General features: G+C 49.6%; 16 protein-coding genes. 9 read left to right on the forward strand and 7 right to left on the reverse strand.

Translation table 11 applies throughout. The annotated features are described in order from the left end of the window. Window positions 1-138 precede the first annotated feature (138 nt). Both EHT25_RS12660 and EHT25_RS12665 read left to right on the forward strand, forming a co-directional pair. Window positions 139-600: a MarR family winged helix-turn-helix transcriptional regulator gene (locus tag EHT25_RS12660; RefSeq protein WP_124874977.1), complete on the forward strand. Its 462-nt coding sequence runs from the start codon at window positions 139-141 to the stop codon at window positions 598-600. 67 nt (window positions 601-667) lie between these two features. Continuing rightward, complete coding sequence (locus tag EHT25_RS12665) at window positions 668-1,345, forward strand: YceI family protein (RefSeq protein WP_124874979.1); 678 nt, start codon at window positions 668-670, stop codon at window positions 1,343-1,345. Window positions 1,346-1,405: 60 nt separating this feature from the next. Here EHT25_RS12665 and EHT25_RS12670 read toward each other — a convergent pair whose 3' ends face one another. After that, window positions 1,406-1,849, reverse strand: coding sequence for a type I restriction enzyme HsdR N-terminal domain-containing protein (locus EHT25_RS12670; RefSeq protein WP_124874981.1), 444 nt, complete (start codon window positions 1,847-1,849; stop codon window positions 1,406-1,408). Window positions 1,850-1,970: 121 nt separating this feature from the next. Here EHT25_RS12670 and EHT25_RS12675 point away from each other — a divergent pair, with 121 nt between their 5' ends. Further along, entirely contained in the window at window positions 1,971-2,741 is a 771-nt protein-coding gene (locus EHT25_RS12675) for an AMP nucleosidase (RefSeq protein ID WP_124874983.1), read from the forward strand. A 71-nt stretch (window positions 2,742-2,812) separates the two neighbouring features. Here the strand turns inward: EHT25_RS12675 and EHT25_RS12680 are convergent, their stop codons facing one another. Beyond that, window positions 2,813-4,156 (reverse strand): tetratricopeptide repeat protein, encoded by a 1,344-nt coding sequence (locus EHT25_RS12680; RefSeq protein WP_124874985.1) that lies wholly within the window; start codon window positions 4,154-4,156, stop codon window positions 2,813-2,815. Between the two features lie 244 nt (window positions 4,157-4,400). Continuing rightward, window positions 4,401-5,159, reverse strand: a complete 759-nt coding sequence (locus EHT25_RS12685) for a carbonic anhydrase (protein WP_124874987.1) — start codon at window positions 5,157-5,159, stop codon at window positions 4,401-4,403. Window positions 5,160-5,435: 276 nt separating this feature from the next. Here EHT25_RS12685 and EHT25_RS12690 point away from each other — a divergent pair, with 276 nt between their 5' ends. Then, the gene (locus EHT25_RS12690; protein ID WP_124874989.1) at window positions 5,436-5,870 is read left to right on the forward strand and encodes an Hsp20/alpha crystallin family protein; all 435 of its coding nucleotides are present in this window, start codon (window positions 5,436-5,438) and stop codon (window positions 5,868-5,870) included. A 126-nt stretch (window positions 5,871-5,996) separates the two neighbouring features. On the opposite strand, the gene EHT25_RS12695 is transcribed toward EHT25_RS12690, so the two are convergent. Beyond that, window positions 5,997-6,644: a phosphoribosylanthranilate isomerase gene (locus EHT25_RS12695; protein ID WP_124874991.1), complete on the reverse strand. Its 648-nt coding sequence runs from the start codon at window positions 6,642-6,644 to the stop codon at window positions 5,997-5,999. 111 nt (window positions 6,645-6,755) lie between these two features. Here EHT25_RS12695 and EHT25_RS12700 point away from each other — a divergent pair, with 111 nt between their 5' ends. Both EHT25_RS12700 and EHT25_RS12705 read left to right on the forward strand, forming a co-directional pair. Further along, the gene (locus EHT25_RS12700) at window positions 6,756-8,000 is read left to right on the forward strand and encodes an MFS transporter (protein ID WP_124874993.1); all 1,245 of its coding nucleotides are present in this window, start codon (window positions 6,756-6,758) and stop codon (window positions 7,998-8,000) included. A gap of 89 nt (window positions 8,001-8,089) precedes the next feature. Beyond that, window positions 8,090-8,950 carry an SMP-30/gluconolactonase/LRE family protein gene (locus tag EHT25_RS12705; protein ID WP_124874995.1) on the forward strand — a complete coding sequence of 287 codons (861 nt, stop codon included), beginning with the start codon at window positions 8,090-8,092 and terminating at the stop codon, window positions 8,948-8,950. 51 nt (window positions 8,951-9,001) lie between these two features. Here the strand turns inward: EHT25_RS12705 and EHT25_RS12710 are convergent, their stop codons facing one another. Together EHT25_RS12710 and argH are read right to left on the reverse strand one after the other, a co-directional pair. After that, complete coding sequence (locus EHT25_RS12710) at window positions 9,002-9,613, reverse strand: Uma2 family endonuclease (protein ID WP_124874997.1); 612 nt, start codon at window positions 9,611-9,613, stop codon at window positions 9,002-9,004. A gap of 48 nt (window positions 9,614-9,661) precedes the next feature. After that, window positions 9,662-11,032, reverse strand: coding sequence for an argininosuccinate lyase (gene argH / locus EHT25_RS12715; RefSeq protein WP_229311514.1), 1,371 nt, complete (start codon window positions 11,030-11,032; stop codon window positions 9,662-9,664). A 269-nt stretch (window positions 11,033-11,301) separates the two neighbouring features. Between argH and EHT25_RS12720 the strand changes: the two genes are divergently transcribed. Further along, window positions 11,302-12,969: an amidohydrolase gene (locus EHT25_RS12720; protein WP_124875001.1), complete on the forward strand. Its 1,668-nt coding sequence runs from the start codon at window positions 11,302-11,304 to the stop codon at window positions 12,967-12,969. Next, window positions 12,966-13,553, forward strand: coding sequence for a Crp/Fnr family transcriptional regulator (locus EHT25_RS12725; RefSeq protein WP_124875003.1), 588 nt, complete (start codon window positions 12,966-12,968; stop codon window positions 13,551-13,553). Before EHT25_RS12720 ends, EHT25_RS12725 begins: the two co-directional genes overlap by 4 nt. Here EHT25_RS12725 and EHT25_RS12730 read toward each other — a convergent pair. Continuing rightward, window positions 13,518-13,814 (reverse strand): hypothetical protein, encoded by a 297-nt coding sequence (locus EHT25_RS12730; RefSeq protein WP_124875005.1) that lies wholly within the window; start codon window positions 13,812-13,814, stop codon window positions 13,518-13,520. The genes EHT25_RS12725 and EHT25_RS12730 overlap by 36 nt on opposite strands. 250 nt (window positions 13,815-14,064) lie before the next feature. On the opposite strand from EHT25_RS12730, the gene EHT25_RS12735 reads away from it, so the two are divergent. Further along, the gene (locus tag EHT25_RS12735; RefSeq protein ID WP_124875007.1) at window positions 14,065-14,850 is read left to right on the forward strand and encodes an alpha/beta hydrolase; all 786 of its coding nucleotides are present in this window, start codon (window positions 14,065-14,067) and stop codon (window positions 14,848-14,850) included. The last annotated feature ends 33 nt before the right edge of the window (window positions 14,851-14,883 follow it).

A 14,883-nucleotide genomic window follows, 5' to 3' on the forward strand; every position in this document is an offset into this window, starting at 1 on the left:
ACTTTTTTTAATATTAGTGTTGTTACATTAAATGTATAGACAGTATATTTGTAACGTTAAATGGAAATGGTAATTATTGGTTAAATAGTTATTTTGCATCTGAACCGATAACGCCGTTCCCTTTTAGCCCTAATGACAATGCCAATCGAACATGACATAAAGCAAACCACCTCGTTCAGGTCACCGTATCACCGGATGACGGTAAACCTGATGTATACCAACGGCTGGGTATGCGACGAGCAGATGTATCTCTTAAAGCCGTATGGGTTAACCATTCAGCAATATAACGTGCTACGGATTTTGCGCGGGCAGTATCCCAACCCGGTTAAAGTGGCGGACATTACCGAGCGAATGCTGGACAAAATGTCGAATGCATCCCGGTTGGTCGATAAATTGCTGGCCAAAGAGTTAGCCCAACGTACCGAATGCCCCAACGATCGCCGGGCGGTTGATGTGGTGATTACGGAAAAGGGACTGGATCTGTTGAAAATGATGGATCAGCACCAGAATCAGTGGGAAACGCGGTTTCATAACATTACCGAAGCTGAAGCCAATGAGCTGAACCGGTTGCTGGACAAACTCCGCGGATCAACCGAATAGAGTTCCCAATTTTTTAGTTCATAAATCAATCAATTTACAACCAACCAACTTCCCTAAGTTTAATCTCATGTACAAGCAAATTTTAGTAGGATTCGTGGCCACAGCCGTGGCATTGAGCACTTCCGTCGCAGTAGCCGGAACATCCGATCGTGGCAATGACAAAACGGCCAAAAAGAGTGTCGCCAAAACGACGACCTATAACATCGATACCGACAAAAGTGTATTGACCTGGAATGGTAAAAAAGTAACGGGTGAGCATACCGGCCCCGTTAAAGCCGAAAAGGGCTATTTAACCCTGAGCGGCAATCAGTTGAAAGGTGGTGTCGTGTCGATCGATCTGCGGACCATCACCAGCACCGACCTGAAAGACAACAAGGAATACCACGACAAACTGATCAATCACCTGAAGTCAGACGATTTCTTTTCGGTGGAAAAACACCCGGTTGCTACGTTTAAAATCACCAAAGTGAAACCGCTGAATGGAAGTGTTTCGGATGTAACCGGTGACCTGACCATCAAGGGAATTACGAATCCGGTAACCTTCCCGGTAACGGTAGCCGTTTCCGGCAATACGCTGAATGCCACCGGTAAAGCAACGATCAACCGCGCAAAATTCGATATCCGCTACGGTTCAAAGTCATTCTTCGATAACCTCGGCGACAAAGTGATCTACGATGACTTCACCGTTGATCTGAATATTGTTGCCACCGCCGACAACACTTCATCAGCCGTCAAGACTAAATAAGTTCTTAGTCTTCTATGGATCAAAACCGCACCGCTGACAGCAGCGTGCGGTTTTTTGTTTTCAGTCAAACCGGGGGAGATCGTCCAGAAAATCAACGGTTTGGAGTTGGTAATCGACGCAGCAGCAGAAGTGCGTCAGGCCGTTGGTCACCACAAGGTAAGGTGCCTGATGAACGTGGTTGTAGCGGGCGATCTGATCGAATACCTGCTGGTTAACAGTCACCTGGGGCGCTTTGCATTCGACCAGCAGGAACGGTTTTCCCAGGCGGTCGAACACCAGAATGTCGGTCCGTTTCCGAAGCTGATTCAATTTCAAACCACCTTCGCTTCGAATCAATGATTTCGGATACCCGTACTGATTCAGCAGCAGATGGACGACGTGTTGCCGAACCCATTCTTCCGGCGTGATCAGCACATACTTCTTGCGCAGCACATCGAAAATATACGGTTTCCCTTCGATCTGCTTCGTATTGTAATCAAAAACCGGTAGGTTTAGCGACTCCATTCTCCAAAAATAAGGATTAGAGGAGGAAAGGAAAAAAGGAGGAAAGGATTAGAGAAAAAACTAGTAATCACATCCGCCCATAATCCCTTTCTCCCTTTTTCCCTTTCTCCTTTATTTACTCATGAAAACGAAACAGGAAATTGTTCAGAACTGGCTGCCCCGCTATACCGGAACGCCCATCGAAGTATTTGGCGAGTACATTTTGCTGACGAATTTTATCAATTACGTCGAGTTATTCGCCCAAAAATACGGGACGGAAATCTACGGGATGGGCCGGGCCATGCAAACCGCAACGGCGGATAACATCACCATCATTAACTTCGGAATGGGCAGTGCGATGGCGGCCACCGTCATGGATTTGCTGACCGCCGTGAGCCCGAAAGCAGTTTTGTTTCTGGGGAAATGCGGAGGGCTGAAAAAGACGCTGGTCGGTGATCTGGTTTTACCCATTGCGGCCATTCGGGGCGACGGAACCAGCAATGATTACATGCAGCCCGAAATTCCAGCGCTGCCGTCGTTCCGGTTGCAGCGGGCGGTTTCGTCCATGATCAAGAAACACGAACTGGATTACTGGACCGGTACGGTTTATACGACCAACCGGCGCATCTGGGAACACGACGAAACGTTCAAGGAATACCTGCGCGAAATCCGGGCAATGGCCATCGACATGGAAACCGCCACGATTTTCATTGTCGGTTTTGCGAACGCCATTCCGCACGGCGCGCTGCTGCTGGTGTCCGATAATCCGATGGTTCCGGAAGGCGTCAAAACGGAAGAAAGCGACAAACGCGTCACCGGTACGTTCGTCGAAATGCACCTCCAGATTGGTATCGATTCCCTCCGCGAACTCGCCACCTCCGGCGAGTCCGTCAAACACCTGCGGTTTGAATGATGAACAATTAATAATGAACAATGAACAGGCTGACGCACGTTTTCATCGTTCATTATTAATTGTTCTTTCTATTAATTACAATAATCACTAATCGCCTTATACGAAGGCGTGTAGCCCAGCTCGCCGGATTTGCTGAGGTCAAGGCAGCCGCCGTTTTCGTCGCCCAGACTGTGGCGAATGATGCCGCGAACGTAGTAAACTTCGGAATACTTTGGATTGAGCTGGAGCGCACTGTTGCAGTCCAGAATAGCGCCTTTCTGATCGCCCTGCTGCGAGCGGAGGAGTCCGCGGGTGAAGTAGGCTTCCGAATACGTTGGGTTTAATTCAATGGCTTTGTTCAAATCCAGCGTGGCTCCTCTGATATCACTCGTTTTGCCCCGGCTGACAGCCCGGTTGAAATAAGCTTCGGAACGGTCGGCCGACAAGGCATCGATGACACTTTTTTGCTGTACAGCGTTCCGTAAACCGTCGAGGACGGGCCGTGAAATTTTGCCGTTATAAACTACTTTCGTTTCGCCGACATTGGCGTTGTTGGTTTCAATGGCGGTATTAAAATCCTGAATGGCTCCGCGCTGATCGCCTAGTTTGCCCCGGCAAAAACCCCGGCCGTAAAAGGCGCGGTAGTTGGTTGCCTCAATGGCGATGGCGCGGTCGTAATCGCTCATGGCACCCTTGTAATCTTCCAGCTTGCTTTTGGCAAAACCGCGGTTGTAGAACGATTCGCCGTCTTCGGCCGCTAGTTCAATGGCTTTATTGAGATCGTCGATGGCTTTCTGGTATTGACCCAACTGCAACAGTGACGCACCCCGACCCGCATACGCCTGCGCCCGTTTGGGGTTCAGGTCGATCACCTTCGAGAAGTCGGCCAGACTGCCCGCGTAGTCTTCCAGTTTCTGTTTGGTAATACCGCGGGCATACAGTGTCGGTACGTTGTTGGGATCTAATTCGATCGTCTTGGAAAAATCCTGCAAAGCGCCCCGGTATTGTTCCAGTCGGCTGCGGCTGACCCCCCGGTTGTAATACGATTGCGGATCTTCGGGAGCCAGCTCGATGGCCCGGCTGAAATCCATCAAAGCCGCGCGGTGGTCGTCCTGCTTGCTTTTGCTGACGCCCCGGCTGAGGTAGGCCAGTGGATCCTTCCCGTTCAGTTCAATCGCCCGGTCGTAATCCAGAATGGCACCACGGTGGTCTTTCAGGTTGGCTTTGGCCAGTCCGCGGTTGTAATAACTAGGCGCATTTTCTGGATTTGCCCCGATGGCCATACTAAATGCCTGGAGGGCGCCCATGAAATCACCCGATTTACTTTTCGAAATACCAGCTTCAAAGAAGGTAGCTGCGTTCTGCTGCGCCTGTAAGGTATTGGTACTCAACAAGACGCAAAAAAGGAAGGAAAGAGGAAGGTAAAACTTGAACATAAGTAAAATTACGGTTGAAGGACAGATCAGAGTCCTAAAAATAAGACTTGATTGTCGATACATCAACAAACAGTTGCATTAAATTTTCCCCTTACTAATCTGCGGAACTAAATCTTACCGTTAAGTGACCAGCTGTATTTTGGAATGATCGGATTCTAAAGTGAATAAAGGTTACTCAAATCAAGGTTTCCTGAACCACATTCTTTTTCCAAATCGGAATGCTACGGAGAAGAGTTGGCCTTTTTTACAAAATATCTTCGTACATCAATCTTGAATTCAGGGATTGAACAGGCCGGGCATTGTGATCATAATGGGCTTTAAACTGATCGATCTGAGCACCTGAGACCTCCAGTGGCGTTTTCATAATAAAGAACGTTACTCCCTGCGAACAGGGCGGTGTGGTCAATGACCCTATATACGTATAATAGCGTTTATCAACCGGCAATAGGGTCGTTAAATTGATGGATGTTGTGGTGGTTACCTCCGTTTCTTTTTGCTTTGGCCAGTTACTAAATACGGATTCGAATACCGGATTCGCGGCTCCTTTCTTGAGAAAATACCCCACCACCAGTAATGCCCCCGAAGCGGGGTCCTGGTGGACCAGGTGCAATTCCATGTCACTCGCTACGCCATCAAGCAGGTGTTCGCTGTGGTAATGAAAATGAAACTGCTTGAAAGCATAGGTTTTGCCATTGTAGGTAACACTGTTGGTGCCGTTGTTATTGACCTGAAGGGTGTGTCCGTTATCGATTATCTTGATTGGAAAAGCACTGTAGTTAAAAACCAGGTTGGGCAGATCGACTTTGATGGTGTTAGTGGTTTGAATGTCTACCGGTGATTGAATCGTGCCGGCACATTCCGAAAATCCCTGTGTTTGCCATTCGGGATGTTCATAATTCCAGTGGATCACTTCGGGCGTTACGACATCTTCGTTTTTGGAACACGAACCGATGGAGACCGCCAGAACAATAACAATGACTTTAAAAATAGAAAATTGATTCATACATGAGAAAGGTTAACGGATTTGGGAATTCAATTAGATTGTATGCGTAGCTGAATTGTTATACATACCCACGAACCGCCTACGTCGGTGGGTGGCAAATATGACAAACTTATGCTGCCATAAATACCAAAAATAATGCCAAAATGTCATAATAATTTCGAATAATTGAATTTTTTATGACAAAATGGCTGAAAATGAATGCTTTTTTCAATTGGTATGCAAGTTGAATAAGAGGAGATGTAGTCAGGAAATTAAAACATAACCAACATAAAAGCCATGAGAACTTTAGTTCATTATAACCAACTTCCTTCGTTTTTTAACAATCTGGTAACCAGTGAATTCAACCGTCATTTCAATGCTTCAGGCGACAAAACCGCTCATTCGGCCGTTCCTGCCGTCAATGTGAAAGAAGATGAAACCGCCTACCACATTGAATTGGCCGCTCCCGGTTTGAAGAAAGAAGATTTTGCGATCAACCTGACCAACAACCAGTTGACCATTTCGGCCAAGGTGGAAACGTCGGAAGAAGAAAAAACCGAAAACTACACTCGCAAAGAGTTCAGTTTTAATTCGTTCGAACGGAGTTTCCGGTTACCGAAAAACGTAAACAACGAACAAATCCAGGCCGCTTACACGGATGGTATCTTGAAAATTAATTTGCCGAAAGTTGAAAAACCGGTGATCGAACCCAAACAAATTGCAATCGCGTAAGTTGAGTAGACGCATAGAAAGAAACCCCGATCAATCTGGTCGGGGTTTTTGTTTTCGTACCCACGGACTTTAGTCCGTGAGATCCTGGAGTAGGGGTTAGGATTAGAAATGCCCAGATTTCACGGACTAAAGTCCGTGGGTACGGGCGAAAAACCGCTCCAGTTTCTCAGAGTCCAGTTTTCCGTTCGTTCGAACCCCGCTGCAAATGTCCAGTCCGAACGGACGTACGGTGTCGATCGCTTGCCGGACATTCTCCGGATTGAGTCCGCCCGCCAGAAAAACCGGCACCCGGCTTTGTTCCACAATCCGGCGGCTCAGCGTCCAGTCGTGCCGCCGACCCGTGCCGCCAAGTTCTTTCACCGCCAGCTTCGGATTGCCCGAATCCAGCAGCAACGCATCCACTTCCTCGGCCGACGCCAGTGCTTCGTCGATACTGAGTTCGTCGAGCACGTGAATCACCTGCACCAGTTTGATGCCGGGTAAAGCCGCCCGCAGAATCCGGTAACTGCCCGCTGGCAGGGCATCGACGAGTTGAATGGTGTTGGTAAACACCCGGCGATGGTGTTCGATCACGGCTTCAGCGGTTGGCTCGCTCGTCAGCAGAAACGTGGCGATCGGGGGCGGAACGGTTTCGGCAATCGTTCGGATGAGTTCGTCGCCGATGATGCCCGGTCCGCTGGGCATTTTTCCCACCAAACCCACCGCCGACGCACCGGCTCCCACCGCCATTCGGGCTTCTTCCACGCTGCTAATGCAGCAGATTTTAACGTGCATATCAAAGGTATTTTCCGGATTGAACGATAATAATCGCAAAATAATGAACAAAGAATTTATAGTTTGCCTTACTATTCAGTGGAGTCACCGTTCAACAGTTATTTTTGCGGTATGAATACAACGAATGATCCGTATGCTGCCCTTCGTTACCCCGAATTTCGCTTTTTTGCCGCCAATAGTTTTCTGATTACAGCCACACTTCTGATTCAGGAAGTGATTCTGGGGTACGAATTATACAAAATGACCCACGATCCGCTGGCGCTGGGGCTGGTCGGGCTGGCCGAAGCGTTGCCGTTTATTGCCCTGTCGCTTTTTGGTGGTCACGTGGCCGACCGGCGCGAAAAACGGTCGATTCTGCAAATCAGTTTATCGGTCATTATCGTCGGTTCCATCATTCTGTACCTTGTCTTTCAGCCGTCGGTGGTCGGACATTTGTCGAAAACCACCCAGTTAGTCGTGATTTACAGCGTTTTCGTGCTGATCGGAACGGCCAAAGGATTTTATTCGCCCACCAGTTCGTCGCTGAAACCGTTTCTGGTGCCGCGCGAACTCTACGCCAACTCCTCGACCTGGAGCGGTTCATTCTGGCAGGCCGGGGCCATTGCCGGACCGGGCATTGCCGGTTTTCTGTACGTCTGGCTGGGGCTGGACAATTCGCTGCTGGTGGTGATTGCCTTGCAACTGGTTTGCCTCGTTCTGCTTTCATTCATCAGGAAAAAACCGGTTCCGATTATGGAAGGCCCGCAGGACAGTTTGTGGAATAGCCTGCGCGAAGGTATCCGGTTTGTGTTCAAAACCAAGATCATCCTCTATTCGATTTCGCTGGATTTGTTTTCGGTTTTATTCGGGGGCGTCGTGGCGATGTTGCCCATTTTTGCCGAGGACATTCTGAAAGTCGGCGCGCAGGGCCTGGGCGTTTTGCGGGCAGCTCCGGCCATCGGTGCCATCGGAACCATGCTGCTCCTGACCCGGTTTCCTCCCACCCACAACGCCTGGCGAAACATGCTCATTGCGGTGTTGGGCTTCGGAATTTTCACGCTGGTTTTTGCCTTTTCGACCCACTTTCTGCTCTCGGTTTTTGCCTTGTTCGTAACGGGTGCCTTCGACAGCGTCAGCGTGGTGATTCGGAACACGGTTTTACAGATTTTTCCGCCCGACCACATGCGGGGACGCGTGGCGTCGGTCAACGGTATTTTTGTCAGTTCATCGAACGAGATTGGGGCGTTTGAATCCGGCGTGGCCGCGCGGCTGCTGGGCGTGGTGCCGTCGGTCGCGCTTGGCGGAGTGGTGACGCTGATTGTGGTGGCGTATGTGTATTATAATTCCAAGGAATTGTTCGCAGTTCGTTTAAGTTAAAACCTATTCCGTGCCAAACCGGTTTAGCCGTTGGAATAACGGCGGCGGTGTCGTTATTTACTGCTTAAAAATCCATCTGCTATCGAATCATGCGTCTACTAAACCTGCTTCTAGGCGGCAGTTTGCTGCTGGTCATCACCTTGTCGGCGTTTGAATCGCCCCAAAAAGAAAAGAAATTAGTCAAAGTCTGGGAAACCGATTCCACCTTACGTACACCCGAATCGGTGCTTTACGATCCGAAAGGGGATGTTTTGTACGTCGCCAATATTTCCGGCAAATCCGATTCGCTCGATGGTGACGGTTTTATCTCGAAAGTATCGCTCGACGGCAAAATTGAAAATATCAAGTGGACAACCGGTCTGAATGCGCCCAAAGGCATGGGAATTCACAAAAACCGCCTGTATGTGACGGATGTTTACCGGCTGGTCGCCATTAATCTGAGCAACGGACAGGCCGAGCAGACCTGGGATTCCCCCGACAAAAAAGCCTTTTTGAACGATGTAACGATCGACAAAGACGGAACGGTTTATGTGTCGGACAATCGCAACAACAAGATTCACCGCCTGAAAGACAGCAAATGGGAAGTCTGGGTCGATGGCGGGGAAATCAACAATCCGAACGGTTTGCTGGCCGTCGGAACAAAAACACTGATGGTGGGCAGCACTAAAATCGGCGCGTTGCAGGCCATGAATGTCGAAACCAAAGCCCTGACGAAACTGGCCGACGGCATGGCCAACACCGACGGGATTGTGGCGGTCAAAAAGGATTTTATCGTCTCCGACTGGAATGGCCGCCTTTTTTACATCACCGCCGATGGGCAGCAACAGTTACTACTCGACACCCGGAAAGAAAAAGTCAATGCGGCCGATCTGGCGTATGTCCCCGGTAAAAAGCTGCTGGTCGTTCCGACGTTTTTAAAGAATAAGCTGGTAGCGTATCGGGTTGAGTAGTAGACAGTAAGTCGTTACTATGGGTGGCAGGTTCGAACCTGCCACCATGTATCAATAAGATATTCCTTCTTCTTCCAGTAATTTTTTTACATTCAACACGCAGCCTTCCATAACGGGAACATCGTTGCTCCAGTCAGTAAAAATCCAGTCCTGATTGGGTACGGCGATAAATACCCGGCGCGGTTTGCTCAACACCCAAAACACTTTTTCAACGCCAAAATCAAATAACCGCTGCGTTTTCTCGGCAATGTATTCCATTTCGGCCCCCGGTCGTTCGCTGACATCGGCTTTGATGTCAACTTCGATGACTATTTTGGGGGGCGTGTTGAAGTATTGGGTCGTTAGTTGAAACGTTCCTTTCTCGTAAATGGCAATGTCGGCTGCCAGATTATCATTATTTCCAATGTGAAGTCCCGCTTCATTTGTGAAAGGAATATAGCGGTTTTTGTCCCGATTAGTCAGGATATACCCGTAAATGAACGATACCAGAAACGATTGAAGTGAACTGCTTCCCATAATAGCATTGCGATCAAGTATGCCCGCAAGTACATCGCGGTAGCCCCGATAATAAACCGGTTGACCATTGAGGACTTCGTAAATCAAATACGAAGGCACCTGTGGGGTTTCCGGTTTTGGTTGTACGGTTTCTTCAGTAACTACCATAATCGTTAAGCAGAATTGATAAACAATGTAAGCATTTTTTCAAAGAAATTAATGCTTTGCTGACAAGAGTTGCTGAATGGCAATCCCTACGGTTTCCGCACCAAATCCCTGCATGTTCTTTTCCATGTACTTCACAATCTGATCGTTACCTGGATTGCCGATGCTGCCTTCGTGCGTGTGATGCAATTCGCGCGATGCCTGGTAGGTTCCCGTTTCTACTTCGGTTTTGACGACCAGATACGCTTCCCGGAACGGAATGCCCTGCAACACCAGTTCGTTGACCCGCTCGACGCTGAACATCAGATCGTACTTTGGATCGTCCATCAGATTGGATTTTACCTGAATGTTTTCCAGCATAAAATCCGTGATTTCCAGGCAGTCCAGAATCTCTTCAAAAGCGGGCATCAGGATTTCTTTCAGAATCTGCATGTCGCGGTGGTAGCCCGAAGGCAGGTTGCTCATCACCAGCGTGACCTCCATCGGCAGGGCTTTCAGGCGGTTGGTTTTGGCACGAAGCAGTTCGGCTACATCGGGGTTTTTCTTGTGCGGCATGATACTCGAACCGGTCGTCAGCGCGTCAGGCAACGTCAGAAAACCGAAATTCTGGCTGTTGTACAGGCAGATGTCCATGGCCATCCGCGCGAGCGTGGCGGCTACAGCCGCCAATGCGGTTAGGGCGGTTTGTTCGGTTTTTCCGCGACTCATCTGCGCATACACCACATTGACGTGCATGCCTTCGAAACCCAGCAATTCGGTGGTCAGCGTCCGGTTGAGCGGAAACGACGAGCCATACCCCGCCCCCGAACCAAGCGGATTGCGGTTGGCAAACCGGTAGGCGGTTTGCAGCAGCAGCATATCATCGGCCAATGCTTCGGCATACGCGCCAAACCACAGTCCGAACGACGATGGCATGGCAATTTGCAGGTGCGTATAACCCGGCAATAAATCGGCTTTGTGCTGCTCCGAACGGGCAATCAGCCGGTCGAATACCTGCCGAACGGCTTCGGTTACTTGCCAGAGCCGATCGCGGGTAAACAGTTTCAGATCGACCAGCACCTGATCGTTTCGCGACCGTCCGCTGTGAATCTTCTTCCCAACATCGCCCAGCTTCCGGGTGAGCATCAGCTCGACCTGCGAGTGAACGTCTTCCACGCCTTCTTCAATCACAAAATCCCCCGCTTCGATTTGCCGGTAAATGTTCTTTAATTCATCACTCAGCAATCCTAATTCAGCATTCGAAAGGAGGCCAATGGTTTCGAGCATGGTGGCGTGGGCGAGGTTACCCAGCACGTCGAAAGGAGCGAGGTACAAATCCATTTCGCGGTCGTGCCCAACGGTAAACCGCTCAATTTTAGCGGCTGCCAATGATTCGGCCGATGTGGATTCACTATTGGTATTACTTTTTTGCCAGAGTTTCAAGATCGCAACGGAATGAGTGAGAAACCGCAAAATTAAGCGGTTTTTGGTAGATTCCTTGAAAACAGGTATGTGGTTGAAAGCGGACATTCCCGAACGGAGTGCGGTTTTGGTAGCGGTAACCGCAAATGCTGGAATTTGACCGGAGGGCGAACGCTGAAAGTTGGGATTTTACGATAGTCGAAGTTCGAAAAAAGAATGGCATATAAATGATAATGCCGTATATTTAACCGCTTTATCAACTGATGATCAAATAAAATTTGGCTGATTCTATGAAATACTTTACAAAAATCATTTTTGCGCTTTTAGTAATGCCGTCTTTACTTTTGGCTCAATCGAAAAAAACCAAAACGCCTGATAAACTGGAGCGGTTGAAACAGGAAGCCGTCGCCGAAATCGACAAACGGAAAGACCAGGCGCAGCAGATCAACGACATGCTTTTCAGCTTTTCCGAACTCGGTTTTCAGGAAGAAGAAACGTTCAGGTACCTGACAACTTTGCTGGAAAAAGAAGGGTTTAAAATCCAGAAAGGAATTGCCAACATGCCCACGGCCTGGATCGCGACCTGGGGCAGCGGAAAACCGGTTATTGCGATTGGCTCCGATGTGGACTGCATCCCGAAAGCGAACCAAAAACCGGGAGTCGCCTACCACGATCCGCTGGTCGAAGGAGCGCCGGGACACGGCGAGGGCCACAATTCCGGTCAGGCCCTGAACATCGTTGCTGCCCTGACGGTCAAGCAGATCATGGAACGCGAGAAATTATCCGGCACGTTGATGCTCTGGCCGGGAGTCGCCGAAGAGCTGGTGGGGGCGAAAGCATTTTACGTCCGCGACGGTTATTTCAAGGATGTGGATGCCTGTATTTTTACGCACGTCGGCAACAACCTTGGCGTATCACACGGCGATGCGGGCAACACCGGTCTGGTGTCGGTCAAGTTTTCGTTTGAAGGACAGGCTGCCCACGCAGCCGGAGCGCCCTGGCGCGGCAAAAGTGCGCTGGATGCGGTGGAGTTGATGAACATTGGCTGGAATTTCCGGCGCGAACACCTCGAACTGACGCAACGCTCGCATTACGTTATTTCCGATGGGGGAGATCAGCCGAACGTGGTGCCGTCGAAAGCCGCCGTCTGGTATTATTTCCGCGAACGGTCGTACCCGAAAATCAAGAAGTTATTCGATACGGGCGTTAAAATGGCCGAGGGAGCCGCGATGATGACCGATACGAAGTTCACCTACGAAATTCTGGGGTCGGCCTGGCCGGGGCACTTCAACAAACCGATTGCCGAAGCCATGTACCAGAACATGAAAAAAGTCGGTTTGCCAACCTGGTCGGAAGAAGATCAGATGCTGGCGAAAGCCTCGCAAAAAGAATTGCAGGCCCCCAAAGTGGAAGGGCTGGCGATGAAGCTGGATACGCTGGGCATTCCGGCGGCTGCACCCACGGCGATGATGGGCGGGGGAATGATTTCGACGGGTGGAGCCGGTTCCGACGACATTGCTGATATTTCGTGGTCACTGCCGACGGTGGTGTTGCGGTATCCGTCCAACATTCCGGGACTGCCGGGTCACCATTGGGCCAACGCCATTTCGATGGCGACGCCGATTGCCCACAAGGGCGTGGTGGCTGGTGCCAAAGCCGAAGCCATGACCTTGCTGGATATGCTGATGAAGCCCGAAATCATCAAAAATGCGTGGGATTATTATACCAAAGAGCAGACGAAAGAGATCAAATATACGCCCCTGATTTCACCCAAGGAATACCCGGCGGTTTACCTGAACAAGGAGATTATGGCTAAATTCAAGCCGGAATTGAAGAAATACTACTACGATCCGACGAAATACAAAACCTATCTGGAGCAATTGGGCATCAAATACCCAACCCTGCGCGACGACCAGAAAGCGGAGTTGGCAAAAGACAAAGAACCGAAAGGGAAATGACGGAAATCGACTTACTGGGGCATGCGCTGAAACAGTTTGCCGGAATGGATGAGGAAGCTTTTGCCTTGTCCATTCCGTACTGGCAAAAGAAAAACTACCGAAAAGGCGAATTTTACAACGAGTACAAGAACGTTTGCAAACACCTCGGGTTCATTCTGGACGGTGTTTTCCGGACGTATTATGTACACGAAGAAACCGCCGAAGAGAAGAACGTTTTCTTTTTTTCACAGAACCAGATTGTCGTTTCCTACAAGAGTTTTGTGAATCAGTCGCCCTGCAATTATTACACGGAGTCGATGGTTGATTCGACGATTCTGTACATTCACATCAACCACATTAACCAGCTTTACCAGGAATCGAAGCAGTGGGAACATTTTGGTCGTCTGGTAGCCGAGCGGGCTTTCAACATTGCCATGGACCGGGCCGAGGATTTTCTGTTTAAAACACCTGAACAACGGTATCTGGAACTGGTTGAACAACATCCCGATCTGTACAACACGATTCCGCTCTACCACATTTCGTCGTACCTCGGCATTCAGGGGCCGTCGTTAAGCCGGATTCGAAAACGGATGGTGGGGCGTTGAGGAAGACCGGTAGCGGTAATCGTTAAACGAAGTTTCGGACCGGTGTTGGGAAGCCCTCATCGCCCGTTCCATTTCCGCATCGTAGTCCGGAATCCAGTGGTAGTTTTCGTCGACCAGACCGGCGAATTGAACACATACGGCGCAAATACCAAATCCTACTGTTGCCAAACCGCTAAGAATACTCAGCATGCCGCTGGTCGCAATAACTAGCAGGACGGTCAGGAAAGCCAGGACGGCCAGAACAATCGTTGGTTTTCTCATGGTTTTGGGTGCCCGTACGAGGTTACTACAGTCGAAGGTTCAGAAAGGTATTTATTTTTATGTACAGGCAACTATTGGACGCACGAAGCGTCGCTAAGTCACAGCTTGGGTTGGAAATACTTTTAAAAATTTTTGATACGGTTTTGCATTTTAACCCAGGTTAAAATTATTGAGCCGGATGGTGCGGACCTTTGTCCTGTTCAAATCGCTGAACGACAGCCAAAAAACACAACTCTTAAACAATACGATCATGAAAGCCAGTACCACCAAAACCGTCCTCTTCGTCACCGGAGCCTTCGTAGTTAACACCAGTTGGAAAGAATGGCAAGCCTATTTTGAAAGCAAAGGCTACAAAACGTATGCCCCCGCCTGGCCGTACAAAAACGGAACCGCTGCCGAACTCCGTAACCGCCAGCCAAACGACACCGATTTAGCCGCCCTGACCTTAACGGAACTCGTTGATTATTACGCCGATTTTGCCAAAAAATTACCCGAAAAACCGATTATTATCGGCCACTCGCTGGGCGGTCTGATTACCCATATTCTGATCAATCGGGGGCTGGGCGTGGCCGGGGTGGCCATTCACCCGGTGGCTCCGCAGGGGATTATTCCGTACGAATTCTCGTTCCTGAAAGCCGGTTGGAAAGTGCTGGGCTTGTTTACCTCGCTGAAAAAAACCTACCTGATGTCGTTCAAAGACTGGCAATATGCGTTCGTAAACGGCATGTCGCTGGAAGATCAGAAAAAGGCCTATGAAGAAAACACGATCCCGGAATCGAAAACCGTCGCCCGGGGTGGACTGACCAGCGCGGCTTACGTCGATTTTGCCAAACCGCACGCTCCACTGCTGATTACTGCCGGTGATAAGGATACAATAATCCCCGCCCACCTAAATCGTCGGAACTTCAATGCGTATAAGTCCAACGGTTCGGTGACGGATTACAAGGAATTTCCGGGACGTAACCACTTCGTACTGGGCCAGCCGACCTGGAAAGAAGATGCCGATTATATCTTGGAGTGGCTTGGTAAACACTGAGAATGTTGATAGGAACACGGCGACCCGGCCGTG

Source organism: Larkinella rosea (assembly GCF_003858635.1).
Lineage (GTDB): Bacteria > Bacteroidota > Bacteroidia > Cytophagales > Spirosomataceae > Larkinella > Larkinella rosea.